The organism is Hoeflea sp. YIM 152468, from assembly GCF_029210485.1.
Lineage (GTDB): Bacteria > Pseudomonadota > Alphaproteobacteria > Rhizobiales > Rhizobiaceae > Hoeflea.
Genome location: NZ_JARGET010000028.1, coordinates 98015 through 117361 on the forward strand (window position 1 = coordinate 98015; position 19347 = coordinate 117361).

Sequence of the window (19347 nt, forward strand, 5' to 3'; positions counted from 1 at the left end):
CCGTCTTCATATCGGGGTTTCAGGCCAAAAGGGCAAGAGCGGTCAGGCAGAGGGTTTCGGTGATTTGCTGGGTTGCGCCCAGGGTGTCGCCGGTATGCCCATGCAGTCTGGAGCGCACCAGATTGGTCCATTGCCGGGCGGCCACGGCAATGACAGCCAGGCCGAGCAAGGCGGCTGCCGGGCCTGAAGCAAGGGTCACGAACAGAGCGAAGAGGATGCCCCCGCACAGCAGGGCGTGTGTGAGCGCGCTGTCATCGGGTGCACCGGCAGAAGCTGCAACGCCACCCTGGCGCGCGGCGGGAAGCTGGCTCCAGTGCCAGACCATGGCGGTGCGGGAGGCGGCGGCGACAGCCAGCATCAGCAGAGCCGTATTCCATCCGCCCGACACGGAAAGAAGGATGGTGAGCGCCACACCGCGCAGCGCGAAACCGGCGACGAGAGCCAGCACGCCATAGGTTCCGATGCGGCTGTCCTTCATGATCTCGAGCATGTGCTCCCGTCCGCCGCGTGCGCCGAGCGCATCAGCGGAATCGGCCAGCCCGTCTTCATGCAGGGCGCCGGTCACACCGGTCATCGCACACATCGCAATCAGGATCGTCAGCGCGGCGTTGGCGTTCAGGCCCGACAACAGCACCACCAGCAGACAGGGGCCCAGGGCAATGACCAGCCCGGCGACAGGAAACATGCCCGCGGCGCGCGAGAGCGTTCCGTCATGGCCGGCAAAGCGCGAAGCCGGCATCGGCAGCCGGCTCAGAAACCCGGTCGAGCGGGCAATGTCGTCGAGATAGTCTTTGATCTGCATAAGTCTTCCTGCCGCGCTGATGTTCGGGTCGAGACGCTGGATGTCGTCAACGTTGTTGTCCTCGAGCGCCAAGACAATTACACGGGGTTTGGTTGCGCGTCATGCGCCAGAGACGTTCAGGAGAAAATAATGAGTGCCAGCGGTATGCCTTTTGATGATTTTCGCGAACTCCTGCGCAATTTGCCGGGGCCGGACACGGCAGCGCTGGCTGAAGCTCGGGCGCGCGATTCGGAACTGACCAAGCCGTCCGGCTCGCTCGGGCGGCTCGAAGAAATCGCCTACTGGCTTGCCGCATGGACAGGCAAGAGCCCCCAGGTGACACGTCCGTTGGTGGCCATCTTTGCCGGCAACCATGGCGTCACCGCGCAAGGGGTCTCGCCCTTTCCGGCCTCGGTGACCGCGCAGATGGTGGAGAATTTTGCGGCTGGCGGGGCGGCGATCAATCAGATCTGTGTGGCCAATGATCTGGGTCTGAAAATCTTTGATCTGGCCCTGGAAGTGCCGACCGGGGACATTTCGGTCGAGGCGGCGATGGATGAGCGAACCTGCGCGGCAACCATGGCATTCGGCATGGAAGCGGTTGCCGGCGGCACCGACCTTTTGTGCATCGGGGAAATGGGAATCGGCAACACCACCATCGCGGCGGCGATCTTTCATGGCCTCTATGGCGGCGCGGCCGCCGACTGGGTCGGGCCCGGCACCGGCGCAGAAGGCGAGGTGCTCAGGCGCAAGGTGGCTGCGGTTGAAGCCGCGGTGGCTTTGCACAAACCGCATCTGGGCGATCCGCTGGAGCTGCTGCGGCGCCTCGGCGGGCGCGAACTCGCCGCCATGGCCGGGGCAATTCTGGCTGCACGGATGGAGCGTATCCCGGTGATCATCGACGGCTATGTGGCGACCGCGGCTGCGGCGGTGCTGCACGCGGCTGATTCCAGCGCACTGGACCATTGCCTGATCGGCCATGTCTCGGCCGAACCGGGCCACATGACGGCAATCGAGAAGCTCGGCAAGACGCCGCTGCTGGCGCTCGGCATGCGGTTGGGCGAGGGAACGGGGGCTGCGCTGGCGGCGGGCATCGTCAAGTCAGCGGCGCTGTGTCATTCCGGAATGGCCACTTTTGCCCAGGCCGGGGTCACCGGCAAGGACTGAGCGTCGTCAGCTGCACCGTTGCTGAAGCTCAGCTGAAGACGCGCTTCTTCTTCTGAGTCGCACTTGGCAGGCCCGCGACCGGCGCCATGCTTTCGAGAACGCGCTGACGCGGCAGGATGGCGATGCCCTCGGTGCCTTCGCGCAGTCTCGACTTGAACACGAACTCGCCACCGTGTTTGGCAAGGATAGCCTGGACAATCGGCAGCCCCAGCCCGGTGCCCTGTTCGGCGCTCTTGATCGCCACCGAGCCCTGGCCGAAGGCGGACAGCACGACCGAAATCTCCTCCTCGGCGATGCCGGGTCCATTGTCCTTGATGGCGAGGTATTGCCCGCCGCCGGCGGTCCAGCCGATCTTGACGCGGATCTCGCCGCCCGAGGGGGTGAACTTGACGGCATTGGACAAGAGATTGAGCAACACCTGGCGCATCGATTTTTCGTCAGCCCAGACCATCGGAAGGTCTTTTTCGAAAGCTTTGATGATGTGAATGTTCTTGCTGCGCGCCTTGAGCTGGACCAGCGCAATGCAATCCTCGGCGATGTCAGCCAGCGCCAGGGAGTTCTCGTTGAGCTCATAGCGGCCCGCCTCGATGCGCGACAGGTCGAGGATTTCGTTGATGAGGTTGAGAAGGTGCTGACCTGACGTGTGGATGTCGCCGACATATTCCTTGTAGCTGTTGTTGTCGATCGGGCCCAGCACTTCGCCGGCCATGACTTCGGAAAAGCCGAGTATGGCATTGAGCGGGGTTCTGAGCTCATGGCTCATGGAGGCTAGAAAACGTGACTTGGCGAGGTTCGATTCCTCGGCGCGGCGGCGGGCTTCGTCCGACATTGAATTGGCGACTTCAAGCTCGGCAATAAGATCGTCTTTTTCAGTCTGGAAGCTGAGCATTTTCAGATTGGTCGTGTAGAGCCGTTGCGACATGAAAATGAAGAACAGAGCTGCCGCCGATATCATCGCCAGCACCGAGAAATCAGCAAGCTCGCGGCCGATCCCGGCGCGCAGCGCCAGCGCCGCGATAATCGGTGCAGCAACCAGATACAGCGCAAACCGCAGGGTGAACGTCGTCATCGCCGTTGCCGCAAGCGCAATCAGCAAGGCGGCCGATTTGTAGAAATTGAAAGTGTCGCCCTGACAGGTGGTGCACTCCTGATAGGCGAAAGCGGCCCAGACCAGGCCAATGATGGCGCACACGACCAGGAATCGCTTGCGCCAGCGGATGGTCGCCTCCTCATCGAAGGATTCGCGTGATGCCCGCCGGGCGATCAGAATCAGGCCGGCATAGATGACCAGCGCCATCAGCGCCCAGGCCAGCAGCCACAAGGCTTCGTCAAACCACACGCCGCCGATCGCGGTCAGCAGAACAAGAATCGGCGGAGCCGCGGCCCCCTGCAGGACAGCGTTGATATGCAGCCGCAGCATCTCGTTGTCGAAAGCGGGTGACTTCTGACGGCCGTACTGCAATTGTTCGCGGGTTGCGCGCACGGTTTTCATCACCGCCGCGTTCTTGTGGGGGCGCGAACGATCGACAATATGTTTGTCGGTCATGGTGAGCGGTGTCGACACGTGTGCTTTCAATGTTTTCGGTTCCTGTGTGAAATCTAGCCCTCAATGCTTAAGAACCGGTTTGCAATTTGGCGTCTCCCGGCTTGAAACGCCTTGCAACCGGCCAACAGGTGAGTTCAATCTTTGACGATGAAGTTTTTGACACGGCCGGTTCGCGGTGGTCGCTCAGGGCGACGCAAGCTGCTTGATGTCTGTTTCGCGGCTCTCGTCATCACCGGTGCTGCCCTTCTTGTTGCCCGTATCGAACGCTTCGCCGGTGCGGATCTCAGCGGCCAGGTGAGGGTTGTGGATGGCGACAGCCTGGTGCTTGGAGACAGGCGGTTGCGGCTCAAGGGAATTGATGCGCCGGAGCTCAGGCAGCGTTGCCGCAAACAGGGTTTTGACTATGGATGCGGGACGGAGGCGGCGTCCCATCTCAGGGGGCTGATCGGCCGGCATGATGTGGCGTGCCGCAGCGAAGGGAGGGACCGGTATGGGCGTGATCTGGTGCGCTGCATTGCCAACGAGGTTGATCTCAATGCCGCGATGGTGCGGTCGGGTCATGCGGTTGCGTTTGGCGATTACAATCTTGACGAGGCGCAAGCGCGGCAGCAGGGTGCGGGTCTCTGGGCCGGTGAGTTCGATCCGCCGAAGCAGTGGCGTGCCATCCACGGTGGCGTGCAGGAGGAATTGCATGCCGGCTTGACGATGCTGACAGCTTTTCTGCGGCGGCTGTTTGGTGTCTGATCAGCCTGATCAAACTCAAAGAGGGAAATCGCATGAAACTCTATGATGGCGGGCGCGCGCCCAATCCGCGCCGGGTCACAGTCTTTCTGGCCGAGAAGGGTATCGACGTCGAAAAGGTACCGGTGGACATGGGGCAACTGGGCCACAAGTCCGACGAGGTGACCCGGCTCAATCCGCTGCAAAGATTGCCGGTGCTGGTGCTTGACGATGCAACCGTGATTACGGAATCGGTAGCTATATGCCGGTATTTCGAAGAGCTGCACCCGGAACCGCCGCTGATGGGCACGGATGCGCGCGACCGGGCAATCGTCGAGATGTGGAACCGGCGGATGGAGCTCAACTTTCTCGCCGCCGTTGCCGCCGCCTTCCGCCACACCCATCCGGCGATGAAGGAATGGGAAGTGCCGCAGGTTGCCGAATGGGGTGAGATCAACCGTCCCAAGGCGCTGGCTTTCCTTGAGCTTCTGGATGCCGAACTGGCAGAGCGCGAATTCATCGCCGGGGCGCGCTACACCATTGCCGACATCACCGGCATGATCGCCTTCGATTTCATGAAGCCGGCGCGAATCGAGCGGCCTGACCATTTAACCAATGTGATGCGCTGGTATCAGACGGTTTCGTCCAGACCGAGTGCCGCGCTGTGACCGAGCCGGAAGCCCGGAAAGAGGCAAGCGAGGTGGCGCTTGAAGCGTTGCTTGCCGAAATCTCGGCCTGCCGGATCTGCCGCGACACGCCGGCGGGCGGGCCGGCCAAAGCCCTGCCGCATGAGCCGCGTCCGGTCTGTGTGGCTTCCTCCAGCGCGTCAATCCTGATCGCGGGTCAGGCGCCAGGCACGCGCGTGCATGCCAGCGGCATGCCGTTCACGGACCCTTCCGGCGACAGGCTGAGGGATTGGCTCGGCGTCGATGAAACCAAATTCTACGATCCGGCACATTTTGCCATCGTGCCGATGGGCTTCTGTTTCCCCGGGCTTGACGCCAAGGGGGGCGATCTGCCGCCGCGCAAGGAGTGTGCACCGGCGTGGCGCGGCCGCGTCATGGCCCAGATGCCGCAACTCAAGCTGATCCTGGTGATCGGCCAGTATGCGCAGGCCTGGCATCTGGGGTCGCTGAAACAGAAGTCCCTGACGGAGACGGTGAGAAACTGGCGCTCCATCCTTGACGCCAAGGACCAGACGATTCCCGTATTGCCGCTGCCGCATCCGTCCTGGCGCAACAGCGGATGGATTCGCAAGAATCCGTGGTTCGAGGCCGAGTTGCTGCCCGAACTGAAACGCCGCGTCGCATCGCTTGTCGACGCCTCATCGGAATGAGATTCTGTCAAACTGTGAAATTGTGAAAAATATTACTTTGTGTTGAGTCTGCCCGCGGGATAGTAGGAGAGAATATTTCTTTCTGGAGATTTCAATGGATCGCCTCGACCGCAAAATTCTGCGCCTGTTGCAAGAAGACGCCACCCTCGCAGTGGCTGAAGTCGCCAAGAAGGTCGGCTTGTCGACGACCCCGTGCTGGCGGCGTATCCAGAAGCTCGAGGAGGACGGTGTCATCCGGCGCCGCGTGGCGCTGCTCGACCCTGTGGCGATCAACGCCAAGGTCACTGTCTTCGTGTCGATCCGCACCAATTCCCATTCCAACGAATGGCTGAAGCGGTTCTCGGAGGTGATCACCGAATTTGCCGAGGTGGTGGAATTCTACCGGATGAGCGGCGATGTCGACTATCTGTTGCGCGTCGTGGTGCCTGATATCGCCGCCTATGATGCGTTCTACAAACGGCTGATTGCCAGAATAGAGATCCGTGATGTCTCGTCATCATTTGCCATGGAGCAGATCAAGTACACCACCCAGTTGCCACTGGATTACATGCAGATGGCCAAGGAAAAAGCCGAGGCCAACTGACAATCGGGGCGCACCGTGACGGGGTAAGAACCGGGGTCGCGCTCGGCAACCACATCGCGCGTTGGTGCGGCTGACGGGCGCGATCGCGGCAAAATGCTTGCCAGGGGGCGATGCGTTGCGCCGAATTCTCTCAGTCCGGCACCGTTTTCGGTGTATGGTAAAATTTCGATATGTTGAGAAACAGGCGAAGATCGGAGTTTTGACATGAGAGCGCTTCTTGCTGCGATACCTCTTCTTCTTTGCCTCGCCGCTGGTGCCCAGGCTGCGGGCGAGGATGTGAAAATCATTGAAAGCGATGCGGCCTTTGCCGATGTCGCATCCGGCATTGAAAACGCCATTCTAAACCGTGGCTACAAGGTCGATTACCACGGTTTTATTGGCGACATGCTGAAGCGAACGGCGGATGATGTCGATGCCGAAAAGGCGCTGTACACCGATGCCGAATTCTTCACCTTCTGCTCGGCTGTGCTGTCGCGCAAGGTGATGGAAGCCGAGATCGGTGACATCGCGTATTGCCCCTATGTGGTCTTTGCCTATGAAGCGGCGGAAACGCCGGGACGTGTCGCCGTCGGTTTCAGACTGCTGCCCGAGGGTGGCCAGCGTGATGCGGTCAATGCGCTGCTCTCCGACATCATCACCGACGCGGCCGAGGGGATGTAGGGTTCCGGGTCGGGCGCTGTCTTGATGCCAGATGCTCGCGGGATTTGCCGTCCGTCAGGTCCCGGACGTCATCCTTGCCGACCCCATAGGCGCAGCCGGTCTGGATGGCGACACGGGCCATACCGGCGAGGTTGCCGGCCGACCTCATTCGCTCCAAGCCGTGCCGGGATATCCGGCACGGTGCAATCGGTGTTTTGGGGCGGCCGGCGGGGCGCGATGTTATTTTTCCAGGCGCGCCAGCAGCGACGAGGTATCCCAGCGCTTGCCACCCATGGTCTGCACGTCAGCGTAGAACTGGTCGACCAGCGCCGTCACCGGCAATGTGGCGCCGTTGCGCTTGGCTTCATTGAGCACGATATCGAGATCCTTGCGCATCCAGTCGACCGCAAAGCCATGATCATATTTGCCGGCATCCATGGTCTTGTAGCGGTTTTCCATCTGCCACGACCCGGCCGCGCCCTTGGAAATCACGTCGATGACTTTCTCAATGTCGAGGCCTGCCTTCTTGCCGAAATGGATGCCTTCGGCGAGGCCCTGAACCAGGCCCGCGATGCAGATCTGGTTGATCATCTTGGTCAATTGGCCGCTGCCGACCGGTCCCATCAGCCCGACCATGCGGGCGTAGGCGTCGATCACCGGACGGGCTGTTGCAAAAGTCGCTTCCTCGCCGCCGACCATGACCGTGAGGGCGCCGTTTTCAGCGCCAGCCTGGCCGCCTGACACCGGGGCATCGAGAAAGCCGCAGCCCATGTCGATACAGGCTTCGGCCAGTTGCCGCGCCACTTCGGCCGAGGCCGTGGTGTTGTCGATCAGGATCGCACCCTTGCTCATGCCATGAAGGGCCCCGCCGGGAGCGAGCGTGACAGCGCGCAGATCATCGTCGTTGCCGACGCAGGTAAAGACGAAATCCGCACCCTTGGCGGCTTCAGCCGGCGTCTCGCAGGCGGTGCCGCCGAACTCGTCGGCCCACTTGCGGGCTTTTTCGGCTGTGCGGTTGTAGACCCGCAACTCGTGACCGCCCTTGGCCTTGAGGTGTCCTGCCATGGGATAACCCATAACGCCCAGACCAATGAATGCTACTGTTGCCATGACCTCTATCCTTCTGTCACAAATACGCTTTACGCCTCACCTGATTGCAAGTTACGTAATGTAACCTGCGAGACCCTGAGAGGGACATAGACCAATGATGCGCATCCTCAAAGGGCTTATCAAGCTCATTCTTTTTCTCATCCCGCTGGCGGTGATGGCCGCGGGCGCGGGAATGCTGTGGGTGTCCCGGTCACAAGCGCCGGTTGACGGAGCCATGCAGATTGCCGGGTTGGCGGGGGAGGTGACGATTACCCGCGACCGCAACGGGGTGCCGCATATCAAGGCCAGAACACGGGCCGATGTGGCGGCGGGTCTTGGCTTTGCCCATGCACAGGAGCGGCTCTGGCAGATGGAAATCAGCCGCATGGCCGGGCAGGGCCGGCTGTCGGAATTGTTCGGCGAGGCCACTGTCGGGTCTGATATCTGGCTCAGGACGATGGGGATTTACGAGGCCGCCGAAGCGTCGCTGCGGGTCATGGACGCAGACACCATGGCCATGCTCGACGGCTATGCGCGCGGCGTCAACGCCTGGATGGAGCGTACGCCGCAGGTGTTTTCGGCGCGACTGCCGCCGGAATATCTGATCCTTGGGGTCAAGCCTGAACCCTGGATCGCCGCGCATACGCTGACTGCGATCAAGATGATGTCGATTTCGCTGGCGGAGAATCTGGGCGAGGAGGCGCTGCGTCTCGGGTTTTCCCGCATGGGCCTCAGTGAGGCGGAGATCCAGGATTTGTTGCCCTATCTCGATGCCGACATCCCGCCGCCGATGCCGGATCTGACACGTCTTCTGGGACTGGACACCACGCCGCTGGGTGAAGACCCGACCACGGCGGATGCCTCGGACGTGTTCGCGGAGGACGCGTTCGCGGGGGACGTGTTCGCGGAGGACGCGTTCGCCGCGATTGACGGCATGCTGGCAACCGGCGCTTCCAACAACTGGGTTCTTTCCGGCGCGCGCACCGCATCCGGTCTGCCGGTTCTCGCCAATGATCCGCATCTGGGGCTGTCGGCGCCGTCGGTCTGGTATCTGGCGCATCTCGAGGTCACCCACGAATTTGACGAGCCGCGGCATCTGATCGGCCCGTCCCTGCCGGGCACGCCCTATGTGCTGCTGGGTCGCGGCAACGACATTGCCTGGGGGTTCACCAACACCGCCACCGATGCACAGGATGTGTTTGTCGAACGGATCAATCCGGACAACCCGGACGAATACCTGACGCCGACCGGCTGGACCCAGTTCGGGCAGGCTGAGGAGATCATCAGGGTTCGAGGGGGGGAGAACACGGTCTTCACCCGTCGCTGGACCCGACATGGCCCGGTGTTTCCGGCGGGCTACAAGAAGTTCGACAAATTGCTGCCGGACAATACGGTGGCGGCGCTGCAATGGGTGGCGCTTGCGCATGACGACACCACGGCGATGGCCGGTACGCGTTTGTTCGACATGCGTACGGTGGACGATTTCCAGGCCGGGTTCGAAGCCTTTCTGACGCCGATGCAATCCATGGTGGTTGCCGACACTACAGGCAATATCGGCTTCGTCGCCGCCGGCCGGGTGCCGCTCCGCGACCCGGCCAACCGGTTGATGGGTCGGGCGCCGGCACCGGGCTGGAACGCAATTTATGACTGGCGCGGCTATGTGCCCTACAAGGATTTGCCGCGCCAGACCAATCCCGAAAGCGGCCTGATCGCCACCGCAAATACCAAGATTGTCGGGCCGGACTATCCGGTGCATCTGACCTTCGATTGGGAAAGTTCCGACCGCCAGAACCGGATTGAAGCGCTGATCGACAGCGCTGAAGGCAAGCACTCCGCAGCGACGTCGCGGCAGATGCAGGCGGATGTGTTCTCGCCGGTTTTCGCCCGGCTGAAGCCGCGCATGCTCAAGGCTTTGGACCGCGCGGTGCTGTCACAGTCTGACCTGGCGCTGGTGGAGCAGATTTCGGCCTGGGATGCCGGGATGGCGCGCGACAGGATGGAGCCGCTGCTGTTTGTTGCCTGGGTACGGCAAACCATGATCAAGACCTTCGAGGATGATCTCGGGATGCTGTTCAGGGACTGGTTCAAGATTCGCAGCAAGGTTGTCGAGCGGCTTCTCGACGGAACCACTGCGCGCAACTGGTGCGATGACAAAGCCACTGAGGCAGAGGAAAGCTGCGAGGCAATTGTCACGGAGGCGTTTGCGGCTGCCATAAGCGACCTGACCGCGCGCTATGGCGAGGATGCATCGAAGTGGCGCTGGGGCCAGGCCCATTACGCCAAGGGCAAACACAGCCCGTTCGGCGAGGTCGCGGCGCTTCGCCGATTCTTCAACGTCGAAGTCGAAAGCGGTGGCGGGCCGTTCACGCTGGATCGCGGCCGCACCCAGATCCAGGATGATGACGACCCCTATGCCAACACCAACGCGGCGAGTTACCGCGGTATCTTCGACATGGCCGATCTCGACCGGGCGACCTATATCCAGACCACCGGTCAGTCCGGCAATCTGTTTTCGGGGCATTACAGCGATTTCGCGCCGCTCTGGGCCGATGTGAACTCGATCGAGATCCCGGCAACCGATGTGAGCGACCCGGAAGGGGTGTGGGCGCTCAGTCCCGGAAGCTGAGCCAGCAGGGCAAGGCATCCCGGCGGAGGCGGCCTCCGGCGGTTGAGCCGATGAACCTGTGCGGTTATAAGCTCAACAGCAAATGCGGGCCGACCGGGTGATCTGGCTGGTGGCCAAATCAGCCAGAAAGCCATGCGATATCCGGCTCAAACATCCTTCTGTCAGAAAAGCGAGACCCCGATGACCAGCACCCCCTTGATTGACTTTCATGACGGACACTCGATCCCGCAGCTCGGTTTCGGCATCTGGCAGATCCCGCAAGATGAGACCGCTGCGGCTGTTGAAAGCGCGTTGAACACCGGCTACCGACTGATCGACGGCGCCTTCATCTACGGCAACGAGGCCGGTCTGTGCGAGGGGCTGAAACGCTCAGATGTTGCGCGTGAAGAGGTGTTCGTGACCACCAAGGTCTGGAATGATGCGCATGGGCGCGACAGGGCCCGTGCTTCGGTCGATCGCAGCCTGAAGAGCATCGGCGTCGATCAGCTCGATCTGGTGCTGATCCACTGGCCGGTGCCGAGCCAGGACCTGTATGTGGAGACCTGGGAGGCCTTGATCGAAATGCGCAACGAAGGGCTGATGCGCTCGATTGGCGTGTCAAATTTCAACGCCGATCACCTCGCGCGGTTGATCAAGGAGACCGGCGAGGCACCGGTGCTCAACCAGATCGAGATCAATCCGCAACTGCAGCAGCCGGAGCTCCGCGCGGTCTGCGATGCCCACAGGATCGTTGTCCAGGCCTGGACGCCTTTGGGCAGCGGCAAGTCTTTCGACGCCGAGCCGATCAAGGCTGCCGCGGCGCGAACCGGCAAGAGCCCGGCGCAGGTCATCCTGCGCTGGCATCTCCAGCTTGATCATGCGGTGATTACGCGCTCGGTCAATCCGCGGCGTCAGGCCGAAAATCTCGATGTGTTCGATTTCACGTTGACCGGTGACGAGATGAAGGCCATCGCCGGCCTCGATGTGGGCCTGCGCAACGGCCCTGATCCGTCGGTGTTCAAGCTGATGTAGGCCGGTTCGCCCAAGCGTTTCGCCGACGGATCACAGTTTCCTTGCGATGAACAGGTGCCCGGCAATCGGCCGGCCCTGTTCGTGGCGGACGATGATGTCGCCGGCTTCAAGGCAATCGAAGCCTGCGGATTGGAGCGCCCGGCGCACATAGCCTTGCTGATGGGCGAAGCGCTGGAAGCGGCCGACGGTGTAGGGGCGGCCTTCGAACTCGGCGTCTGGCAGGGTCTCGCTGGAAAAACAGAACAGCGCACCGGTCAGAACGTTCTTTTCCACCGCCGCAAACAATGGCTCGAGTTCGCCCAGATAGGGCAGCACGTCGGTGGCCGCGACTATGTCGAACGGGCCATCGTCATTGTCCTCGAGGTAATCGACCGCATCGGCGACGTAGAGCGTGTCGTAGAGGCCTTTTTCATGGGCGATCTCGACCATGTTTTCAGCCAGATCCAGACCAACGGCATCGTCGACCATGTCTTCCAGCGCGCCGCCGGTCAGGCCGGTGCCGCAGCCCAGATCGAGCAGATGCTCGAAGCTTGTCTCGCCAAGCTCCACCAGCCGCTGCCGCAGCAGCAGCGGCACATGGTAGCCGAGATCCTCGACCAGCACCTTGTCGAAGACTTCGGCATGCTGGTCAAACAAGGTGGTGACATAGGCCTCGGGCGCCCGGGCGGGCACGGCGCCGCGCTTCATTGAGGCAAGCCGCACGGCGGCCCCGCCATGATCGTCGGGATCAAGCGCCAGAACCTCTGCGTAGGCCGCGGCGGCAAGGTCGTAGTCTCCGGATTTCTCCAGCGTCAGCGCACGGTTGTAGGCTTCCGCCAGGGCGTCGTCATCGGTCTTTGCCATAGGAGGCTCCAGATCAGGTTTCGCGCCCCTTTTACAGCACGGCGCCGGTGCGGCAAGGCACGAATGCTCAAGCTACCTTTTGAGGTGGCGGGTCAACCGCTGTTCGAGCTTTTGCCAGATGTTGCGCAGCGCCTCGACTATGACCAGATAGAGCACCGCCGCCCAGATATAGGTCTGGAAGTCGAAGGTGCGCGAATAGGCCCGCCTTGTTTCGCCCATCAGGTCGAAGACGGTGACGATGGCGACAATCGCCGATCCCTTGATCATCAGGATGATTTCGTTGCCATACGGCCTGAGCGCCACGATCATGGCCTGGGGCAGGATGATGCGGTGGAAGGTCTGCACCGGCTTGAGCCCCAGGGCTGCGGCGCCCTCGTGCTGACCGCGCGGAACGCTTTCGATGGCGCCGCGCAGGATTTCGGCCTGATAGGCGGCGGTGTTGAGCGTGAAGGCGAACAGGGCGCAGTTCCAGGCATCGCGGAAGAACACCCACAGGCCCATGGCCTCCATCTGATCGCGGAAGCTGCCGAAACCGTAATAGATCAGGAACAATTGCGCGATCAGTGGTGTGCCGCGGAAAAAATAGACATAGCCGTAAGCGAGCGCGGCGAGAAACCGGTTGGACGACATCCGGCCAAAGGCGATGGGCACCGAGAGAAGCGCACCCAGGGTGATCGAGATGCCCACCAATGTCAGCGTTGTGGCCAGGCCTGAGAGAAACTTCGGGCCATAGGTGGTGACCTTGTCGATGTCCCAGGCGTCGATCAGCCACAGCACAAGGGCAATGCCCGCCAGCACCCAGATGCCGAGCAAAGTTGCGCCGAGCACCCGCATCGGGCTCCAGCGGAATGCTGCGGCCGGTGGCGCCGGTTGTGGTGGAAGCAGGTTATCGGCAATGCTCACTGGTTCACCCCCGACCGGCGTACCCGGGTTTCGATCCTCGAGAAAGCCACCGATGACAGGATGGCAAGTGACAGAAACAGCAGGCAGGCGATGCCATAGAAGAAGAAGGCTTCCTTGGTGACCTTGGCAGCTATGCCGGTCTGACGCAGCGTGTCACCGAGCCCGATCACCGAGATCAGGGCGGTGTCCTTGATCAGGATCATCCACAGATTGCCCAGCCCCGGCAACGCGATGCGGACCAGTTGCGGCAGGATGAGCAGCCGCATGGTCTTGCCCGGACGCAGACCCAGCGCATAGCCTGCCTCATACTGGCCTTTGGGGATCGCCTTGAACGCCGAGGACAGCACCTCGCAGGCATAGGCGGAAAAGACCAGCGACAGTGCGACGGTGCCGGCAACAAAGGAATTGATGTCAAAGCCGCGGTCATAGCCCAGGGCAAGGGCCGCCTCGCGAACGGCGATCTGCAGCCCGAAATAAATCATGAAAATGGTCAGAAGTTCGGGCAGGCCGCGAAAGATGGTGGTGTAGATGTTGGCCGAGATCCTCAGCGAGCGGATATCGGTCTGCTGTGCCAGCGCCAGGAAAAGGCCGATAATCAGTCCGATCGGCAAGGTGCAGGCTGCCAGCGTGATGGTGACGAAGAAACCGCGTGCAACCTCGTCGCCCCAGCCGGTATCGCCACAGGACAGAAGCGAGTTTTCCGGCAGCAGGTTGAGAAATCCTATCGGCCCGCAAAACGGGTCGAACAGGGAGACAAGCAGATAAAGCTGCTCTCCCAGCGTTGCTGTTGGTTCCATGCTGTTCCCTGTACCTTGCCGTCTTGTTTACGGTCTTGGTGCCAAAACGGCGGACGATTGCTCATCCGCCGTCCGGTTGCGCGGCTCTACCGGCTCATCTGCGGATCAGTCACCGAAGACATCAACGTCAAAATACTTGTCGTTGATGGTCTTGTAGGTGCCATTCTCGCGGATTGCGGCGATCGCTGTGTTGAACATCTCCTGCAGTTCGGTTTCGCCCTTGCGAAGGGCAATTCCGGCGCCTTCGCCGTTGATCACCGGATCAGGGGTCAGGGTACCCAGCAGCTTGCAGCAGGTGCCGGTATCCGACTTGAGCCACTCGGACAGCACGATAACGTCATCAATGACGGCGTCGACGCGACCCGCGTCAATGTCGAGCTTGTACTCATCGGGCGTCGGATACAGCTTCAACTCGGCCGAGGGAAGCTTCTCTTCGGCGTAGTTGGAGTGGGTCGTCGACGACTGCGCACCAATCATCTTGCCCGCCAGGCCGGCATCGGTCGCTTCGGTGATCGGGCTGTCCTTGGGCACGGCGATGGCCGGTGGCGTGTTGTAGTATTTGTTGGTGAAGTCGACCTTCTCCTTGCGCTCCTCGGTGATCGACATCGAGGCGATGATGGCGTCGAATTTGCCGGCGAGAAGGGCGGGGATGATGCCGTCCCAGTCCTGGGTGACGAATTCGCACTCAACCTTCATCTCTTCGCACAGCGCGTTGGCGATATCGATGTCGAAGCCGACAAGACTTCCATCGGATTCAAGGTTGTTGAACGGCGGATAAGCGCCTTCGGTGCCGATGATGACCTTCTTCATGCCACCATGGCTGGCAGCCTGGGCAACGGTGCTCATCGAAAGAGCCAGGGCGGCGGCTGAGATTGCCAGGGTTATACGGCTTGAAATACGCATGGGTGTCCTCTCTGTTGGCTGGATTGCAGCTTGTTGATCGCCGCATTCCGCTTGGTCGCTGGTGTTGTTCACCGCGCTGGGGGGAATATTCCCACTGTTTCAAGGGAGATTGCAACAGGAAATGCCGGGTTACCCAAAACCAATGCAGGTAATGTTCTTCAGGGAGTCTGCTCGATCCTTGCATCGGGCGCGAGACTGCGTTCGACCCGGATCACGTAAAGCGACGCCAGCACACCCAGAGCGCCGGATACCAGCATGACAATGATCAGCGGATAGGGACCAGTCTCGATCGACAAGATCGCGCCGGCAATGGCCGACAGCGCCGCGCCACCGCCAATCATCATAGCGCCGCCGAGACCCGAGGCCGATCCGGCCAGGTGCGGGCGGACGCTGACGATGCCGGCGTTGGCGCTTGGCAAGGTGACGCCGTTTCCAAGGCCGACGAAGAATATCGGGCCGAAGAATGTCAAGGGATGCCACAGGCCGCCCAGAAACAGGGTCAAGGTCAGCGTCATGCCGAGCGTGGCGATCATGCAGCCGCTGACCATCATGCGGTTGATGCCCACCTGCTGGGCAAACCGGCCCGACAGGAAGTTGCCGGTCATGTATCCCAAGGCAATGAAGACAAAGTAGAAACCAAGCTCGGAGGGGTTCATCCCCAACATCGCGGTGGCCACGTATGGCCCACCACCGAGAAACGAGAAAAACGCGCCGGACGCAAATGTCGCGGTCAAGGTGTAGCCCCAGAACCGGCGCGAGCGAACCAGTTCCGGGTAGGCGCCAAACTGCTTGAGCATGCTGGGGGAGCGGTTGGTGTTGGTTTCGCCCAGATCCGCCAGTGTCAGGATCAAGGCCGCGACGCCGCACAGGAACAGCAGCACGAATGTCGATTGCCAGCCAAACAACTCATCCATGATGCCGCCGAGTGCCGGACCGATCATCGGCGCCAGGGTCATGCCCATGGTCACATAGCCAATCATCGAGGCAGCCTGATCGGCGCTGACCATGTCACGGACGATGGCGCGGGACAGCACCATGCCGGACGCCACCGAAGCCTGCACCATGCGGATGACCAGAAAACTTTCGATCGATGGCGCAAACGGCAGCAGCGCCGTGGCCAGCAGAAAGATCACAAGGCTGACAATCATCACCGGGCGGCGGCCATAGCGATCCGACAGCGGGCCGATCACCAGTTGCAGCAGGCCGGTGAAAGCCAGATATCCGGAGATTGCCAGCTGCACCAGGGCGTAATCGGCCTGATAATAGGTTGCAATGCTGGGCATCGACGGCAAAAACAGGTTCATCGTCAAGGCGCTGAGGCCGGCAATGACCACGAGCGTGAAAATGTGCGGCGGTGTGGTGCGATTGAGAAAAACTGACTTGGTCATGGCCGGTGTTCTGTGACGTCACGTGCGACGAAGCAAATGAAATCCGATTGTCCTGATGTAAAGCTGTTGCTTCCGTTGAAGGGAGGTCAAAGCATGGTTGCGTGAAATGCGATAAGGATTTACTTTGTTTGACTAAAATTCAAACCTCAATTCAGTAGATTCTCAGGGGTTTTTATATTGAGCCTTATTGAAAAAGCTGGACGGGCCTAATGTCCGGCAACACGCAGGTTGATCAGTGTCCGTTCTGCAACGCCTTTTGGGGCGAGTGTTCGCATGTGCGCTTGCTGCTGGAACTGGAACACGAAGCGGACATGCGCTCCGCCGACAAACGACAGGAGCGTGAGTCGGCGGAAACCAGCCTCTCGCCGCCGGCAAAGGTACAGCCTGCTCGATGACCGGCAAGACAGCAGATCACGGTGAGTGGCGCGCAGCGGCCCGGCTTGCAGGCTTGGCCGCACTTTTGATGCGTTCGCGGTAGAGGGTGTAGAGGCCTGATCCTATCACGATGGCCCCGCCGCTTATCATGTAGGCATCCGGGAACTCGCCGAACATCACCATCCCCAGCAGCAAGGCCCAGAGCAAGCCGGTGTAGCGAAAGGGGGCAATGAACGAAATGTCGCCTTCGCGCATGGCCATGATGATAAACTGGTAGCCGACCAGAACCAGACAGGCCGCCAGGCTGATAAGACCGACATCATAGGCACTGACGGGACGCCAGCCTCCCATCGGCCAGATCAGTGCCAGGCCTGCCAGCGCCACCGCGGCGGCGGTGATTGTCGACAGGAACAGCGAGGGGATTGCCGCACTGATCTTGCGGGTGGCGATATCGCGCACCGTTGCGAAGATGACCGTGCCGACAATCATCAGCGCGTAGGGCGAAAAGCCTTCAACCCCCGGCCGGACGATGATGAGCACTCCGGCAAAACCGGTCAGAATAGCCCCCCACCGCCTCCAGCCAACAGGCTCGGCCAGAAACAGCGCCGCGCCCATTGCCACCGCCAGTGGTAGGGCCTGGAGAATTGCGGATGCATTGGCGAGAGGAATGTGCGTGAGGCCGATCAGGAAGGTGAGCGTGCCGCCAATCTCGCCGATCAGACGAAACGCCACCCAGGGATTGACCAGAACACGCAGCGGACGCAGTGCCTGCCGGTGCCGAGCCAGCAGGAAAATCAACAAAGTCGCGACCACGCCCCGCAGGAACATCACCTGAGCCACATTGATCTCTTCCGTCAGCAGCTTGACGATTGAATCATTGAAGGTGAAGCCTGCCATCGACAACGACATGAACAAGGCGCCGCGCATATTGGGAGAAAGGGCCATGAGGTATCCTGTACAGCAACCGCCTTCGCGCGGTCTCTGGCGAGGCGCGCGAAGGCAATGCAAAAAAATCGAAGGATACATCTGTGTTTTGTTCGGGCGGAGCAAAACATAGATGTATCGGTCGGCATGGAATCGCCGGACTAGGCATGATGCTAGCATTGTTGAGGGTGGCAACCCAGCCGTGCGAGGTTGCTGGTTCATAACCGGAATTGATCAGTCGCGGGGGGTGATTCATTCCAGCAGCGCGGCATCGTCGCCGCCGGCATTCCGGCGATCCCGCCGCCGATAACCGCACAGAGAAATTCGGTCTTATGTATCAAAAGCACCAACATTTTTCCAGTGCTAACCGCTTGATTCCACTATCATCAGCCTATGCCAAGCACCAAACACAACATATCCCGCCAGCGGACACGCGGCTATGCAATCACCATCAACGGCTTGTTTACAGCCAGGTCTAAATGCCTGTGCTCTCTCAGGTTTGAGGATGGGGATATTGAAGCCATCAAAGCAGACATTGCCGCGATTGATCGCGTTCTGTGTCAACGTCCTTGGCTATCAGGGCGGCATAGAAGCCGTATCGCGCGATTTCAAACGCAACCCGTCATTCGGGCGGGGAGAGATGATGCGGGCTGTTCTGGACGTGCTGCGCAAGGCACAAGCGCCAAAGCTCACGCGGGATCTGACCGTGGCTGTGTTTGAAAGCAAGGGGCTGACATTGCCACCGGGGCAAGTCGGAAAAGACCGCATCAATCGGGTGCGGAAGATATGCCAGCAGGTGCCGGGGATCTGTGAGGCTGGTAATGGGCGCAGGCTTGGGAAATGGGAATGCCGTCCGTAGAAAATGCTGGGCCATGATGTACTGTTTCCGTTACCTATGTAACGAATGTAGTGCGTGACGCACTGCATGCAAGGGTATACATATATCGAATATGTTACTTTTATCGCATGGGTGATACATGGCAGAAAAGACCGATTGGGAAATGAAAGCCGCCAACCTCCTAAAGGCGGAATTGAAGCGCAAGGGCGTGACCTATGCGTGTTTAGTCCAAGCGCTGGCACAAATAGGGGTTGACGAAAAGGAAGTGAACGTGCGGAATAAGCTCTCTCGGGGCAAATTCACGGCGGCTTTCTTCCTGCAATGTTTAGAAGCGATAGAGGTGCGTTCTTTGCGGTTGGACTAGGTGTCGGCGTTGGGTTGGCACTATTCTTTTTTGTTTGGGCATTTCCGTGGTTTAGTGAGGAGAGCCAAAGCGCTAGCTACAATTGTGGTGCAGATCTAGAATGCTCCGAGCAATACCAAAATCAAAACGACCCCCGTTTTTGGGTTCGCCCATTTTACGGTTGGCTATACGCGGAGGATTCCCTTGCTCAATGGCTTATGGCTGTATTCGGGGTAGTCGCGACGGGAGTTAGTTTCTATGCCGTCATACTTGTCGGCGACACTCTTGGCCAAAACAGAGCGGCCACGAAAGCTGCGATCAAATCCAACTGGATTTCTAGAGATACGGCTAAACGGCAGCTTCGCGCCTACGTTTGCATTGAAAATGCGAAGGTTGTCGAAGCCTCTGACGAATTCGGTTTCAAGGCCACAATCGATATCCGAAATTTCGGGCAAACGCCGGCGCACAATTTGCGAATGCGTTGCCGAGAGAAAACGGTTGGGACATTGACCTGAGACCCTAAACTTCCTCCAGA

General features: G+C 60.4%; 21 protein-coding genes. 11 read left to right on the plus strand and 10 right to left on the minus strand.

The genetic code is table 11. The features are described 5' to 3' along the window. Positions 1-19: 19 nt before the first annotated feature. Positions 20-802, minus strand: coding sequence for an adenosylcobinamide-GDP ribazoletransferase (locus PZ897_RS15090; protein WP_275753332.1), 783 nt, complete (start codon positions 800-802; stop codon positions 20-22). 129 nt (positions 803-931) lie between these two features. Between PZ897_RS15090 and cobT the strand changes: the two genes are divergently transcribed. Then, the gene (cobT, locus tag PZ897_RS15095) at positions 932-1948 is read left to right on the plus strand and encodes a nicotinate-nucleotide--dimethylbenzimidazole phosphoribosyltransferase (protein WP_275753333.1); all 1017 of its coding nucleotides are present in this window, start codon (positions 932-934) and stop codon (positions 1946-1948) included. 28 nt (positions 1949-1976) lie between these two features. Here cobT and PZ897_RS15100 read toward each other — a convergent pair whose 3' ends face one another. After that, positions 1977-3512 (minus strand): HAMP domain-containing sensor histidine kinase, encoded by a 1536-nt coding sequence (locus tag PZ897_RS15100; protein ID WP_275753334.1) that lies wholly within the window; start codon positions 3510-3512, stop codon positions 1977-1979. 129 nt (positions 3513-3641) lie between these two features. Here PZ897_RS15100 and PZ897_RS15105 point away from each other — a divergent pair, with 129 nt between their 5' ends. From PZ897_RS15105 to PZ897_RS15125, 5 genes are all read left to right on the plus strand, one after another. Next, entirely contained in the window at positions 3642-4238 is a 597-nt protein-coding gene (locus tag PZ897_RS15105; RefSeq protein WP_275753335.1) for a thermonuclease family protein, read from the plus strand. A gap of 32 nt (positions 4239-4270) precedes the next feature. Further along, positions 4271-4882, plus strand: a complete 612-nt coding sequence (locus PZ897_RS15110; protein WP_275753336.1) for a glutathione S-transferase — start codon at positions 4271-4273, stop codon at positions 4880-4882. Next, positions 4879-5550: a uracil-DNA glycosylase family protein gene (locus tag PZ897_RS15115; RefSeq protein WP_275753337.1), complete on the plus strand. Its 672-nt coding sequence runs from the start codon at positions 4879-4881 to the stop codon at positions 5548-5550. The genes PZ897_RS15110 and PZ897_RS15115 overlap by 4 nt, the downstream gene beginning before the upstream one ends. 94 nt (positions 5551-5644) lie before the next feature. Further along, positions 5645-6133 carry an Lrp/AsnC family transcriptional regulator gene (locus PZ897_RS15120; protein ID WP_275753338.1) on the plus strand — a complete coding sequence of 163 codons (489 nt, stop codon included), beginning with the start codon at positions 5645-5647 and terminating at the stop codon, positions 6131-6133. A gap of 204 nt (positions 6134-6337) precedes the next feature. Then, positions 6338-6793, plus strand: a complete 456-nt coding sequence (locus tag PZ897_RS15125) for a DUF302 domain-containing protein (protein WP_275753339.1) — start codon at positions 6338-6340, stop codon at positions 6791-6793. Positions 6794-7012: 219 nt separating this feature from the next. On the opposite strand, the gene PZ897_RS15130 is transcribed toward PZ897_RS15125, so the two are convergent. After that, positions 7013-7882, minus strand: a complete 870-nt coding sequence (locus PZ897_RS15130) for an NAD(P)-dependent oxidoreductase (protein ID WP_275753340.1) — start codon at positions 7880-7882, stop codon at positions 7013-7015. 94 nt (positions 7883-7976) lie between these two features. Between PZ897_RS15130 and PZ897_RS15135 the strand changes: the two genes are divergently transcribed. Both PZ897_RS15135 and PZ897_RS15140 read left to right on the plus strand, forming a co-directional pair. Beyond that, on the plus strand, positions 7977-10487 hold the full coding sequence (locus PZ897_RS15135; protein ID WP_275753341.1) for a penicillin acylase family protein: 2511 nt from the start codon (positions 7977-7979) through the stop codon (positions 10485-10487). A 180-nt stretch (positions 10488-10667) separates the two neighbouring features. Further along, the gene (locus PZ897_RS15140; protein WP_275753342.1) at positions 10668-11498 is read left to right on the plus strand and encodes an aldo/keto reductase; all 831 of its coding nucleotides are present in this window, start codon (positions 10668-10670) and stop codon (positions 11496-11498) included. 30 nt (positions 11499-11528) lie between these two features. Here PZ897_RS15140 and PZ897_RS15145 read toward each other — a convergent pair whose 3' ends face one another. The 5 genes from PZ897_RS15145 to PZ897_RS15165 all read right to left on the minus strand — a co-directional run bounded on the left by PZ897_RS15145 (position 11529) and on the right by PZ897_RS15165 (position 16332). Further along, positions 11529-12341, minus strand: a complete 813-nt coding sequence (locus tag PZ897_RS15145; protein WP_275753343.1) for a methyltransferase domain-containing protein — start codon at positions 12339-12341, stop codon at positions 11529-11531. Positions 12342-12413: 72 nt separating this feature from the next. Beyond that, positions 12414-13244 carry an ABC transporter permease gene (locus PZ897_RS15150; RefSeq protein WP_275753344.1) on the minus strand — a complete coding sequence of 277 codons (831 nt, stop codon included), beginning with the start codon at positions 13242-13244 and terminating at the stop codon, positions 12414-12416. Continuing rightward, on the minus strand, positions 13241-14041 hold the full coding sequence (locus PZ897_RS15155; RefSeq protein WP_275753345.1) for an ABC transporter permease: 801 nt from the start codon (positions 14039-14041) through the stop codon (positions 13241-13243). Before PZ897_RS15155 ends, PZ897_RS15150 begins: the two co-directional genes overlap by 4 nt. 105 nt (positions 14042-14146) lie before the next feature. Continuing rightward, entirely contained in the window at positions 14147-14944 is a 798-nt protein-coding gene (locus PZ897_RS15160; RefSeq protein WP_275753346.1) for an ABC transporter substrate-binding protein, read from the minus strand. Positions 14945-15102: 158 nt separating this feature from the next. Beyond that, positions 15103-16332 carry a multidrug effflux MFS transporter gene (locus PZ897_RS15165; protein ID WP_275753347.1) on the minus strand — a complete coding sequence of 410 codons (1230 nt, stop codon included), beginning with the start codon at positions 16330-16332 and terminating at the stop codon, positions 15103-15105. 209 nt (positions 16333-16541) lie between these two features. Between PZ897_RS15165 and PZ897_RS15170 the strand changes: the two genes are divergently transcribed. Then, positions 16542-16727 carry a hypothetical protein gene (locus tag PZ897_RS15170; RefSeq protein WP_275753348.1) on the plus strand — a complete coding sequence of 62 codons (186 nt, stop codon included), beginning with the start codon at positions 16542-16544 and terminating at the stop codon, positions 16725-16727. A gap of 16 nt (positions 16728-16743) precedes the next feature. Here the strand turns inward: PZ897_RS15170 and PZ897_RS15175 are convergent, their stop codons facing one another. Continuing rightward, positions 16744-17652, minus strand: a complete 909-nt coding sequence (locus PZ897_RS15175) for a DMT family transporter (RefSeq protein WP_275753349.1) — start codon at positions 17650-17652, stop codon at positions 16744-16746. Positions 17653-18070: 418 nt separating this feature from the next. Here PZ897_RS15175 and PZ897_RS15180 point away from each other — a divergent pair, with 418 nt between their 5' ends. Next, on the plus strand, positions 18071-18490 hold the full coding sequence (locus tag PZ897_RS15180; protein WP_275753350.1) for a hypothetical protein: 420 nt from the start codon (positions 18071-18073) through the stop codon (positions 18488-18490). A gap of 118 nt (positions 18491-18608) precedes the next feature. Next, entirely contained in the window at positions 18609-18833 is a 225-nt protein-coding gene (locus PZ897_RS15185) for a DUF6471 domain-containing protein (RefSeq protein WP_275753351.1), read from the plus strand. A 164-nt stretch (positions 18834-18997) separates the two neighbouring features. On the opposite strand, the gene PZ897_RS15190 is transcribed toward PZ897_RS15185, so the two are convergent. Next, positions 18998-19347, minus strand: a 350-nt coding sequence (locus PZ897_RS15190; protein WP_275753352.1) for a hypothetical protein, incomplete at its 5' end; no start/stop codon positions are given.

Coding starts and splice junctions, on each gene's coding strand:
- PZ897_RS15090 (WP_275753332.1), bottom strand. CDS start 802: ATGCAGATCAAAGACTATCTCGACGACATTGCCCGCTCGACCGGGTTT.
- cobT (WP_275753333.1), top strand. CDS start 932: ATGAGTGCCAGCGGTATGCCTTTTGATGATTTTCGCGAACTCCTGCGC.
- PZ897_RS15105 (WP_275753335.1), top strand. CDS start 3,642: ATGAAGTTTTTGACACGGCCGGTTCGCGGTGGTCGCTCAGGGCGACGC.
- PZ897_RS15110 (WP_275753336.1), top strand. CDS start 4,271: ATGAAACTCTATGATGGCGGGCGCGCGCCCAATCCGCGCCGGGTCACA.
- PZ897_RS15120 (WP_275753338.1), top strand. CDS start 5,645: ATGGATCGCCTCGACCGCAAAATTCTGCGCCTGTTGCAAGAAGACGCC.
- PZ897_RS15125 (WP_275753339.1), top strand. CDS start 6,338: ATGAGAGCGCTTCTTGCTGCGATACCTCTTCTTCTTTGCCTCGCCGCT.
- PZ897_RS15130 (WP_275753340.1), bottom strand. CDS start 7,882: ATGGCAACAGTAGCATTCATTGGTCTGGGCGTTATGGGTTATCCCATG.
- PZ897_RS15135 (WP_275753341.1), top strand. CDS start 7,977: ATGATGCGCATCCTCAAAGGGCTTATCAAGCTCATTCTTTTTCTCATC.
- PZ897_RS15140 (WP_275753342.1), top strand. CDS start 10,668: ATGACCAGCACCCCCTTGATTGACTTTCATGACGGACACTCGATCCCG.
- PZ897_RS15145 (WP_275753343.1), bottom strand. CDS start 12,341: ATGGCAAAGACCGATGACGACGCCCTGGCGGAAGCCTACAACCGTGCG.
- PZ897_RS15155 (WP_275753345.1), bottom strand. CDS start 14,041: ATGGAACCAACAGCAACGCTGGGAGAGCAGCTTTATCTGCTTGTCTCC.
- PZ897_RS15160 (WP_275753346.1), bottom strand. CDS start 14,944: ATGCGTATTTCAAGCCGTATAACCCTGGCAATCTCAGCCGCCGCCCTG.
- PZ897_RS15165 (WP_275753347.1), bottom strand. CDS start 16,332: ATGACCAAGTCAGTTTTTCTCAATCGCACCACACCGCCGCACATTTTC.
- PZ897_RS15170 (WP_275753348.1), top strand. CDS start 16,542: ATGTCCGGCAACACGCAGGTTGATCAGTGTCCGTTCTGCAACGCCTTT.
- PZ897_RS15175 (WP_275753349.1), bottom strand. CDS start 17,652: ATGGCCCTTTCTCCCAATATGCGCGGCGCCTTGTTCATGTCGTTGTCG.
- PZ897_RS15180 (WP_275753350.1), top strand. CDS start 18,071: ATGCAATCACCATCAACGGCTTGTTTACAGCCAGGTCTAAATGCCTGT.
- PZ897_RS15185 (WP_275753351.1), top strand. CDS start 18,609: ATGGCAGAAAAGACCGATTGGGAAATGAAAGCCGCCAACCTCCTAAAG.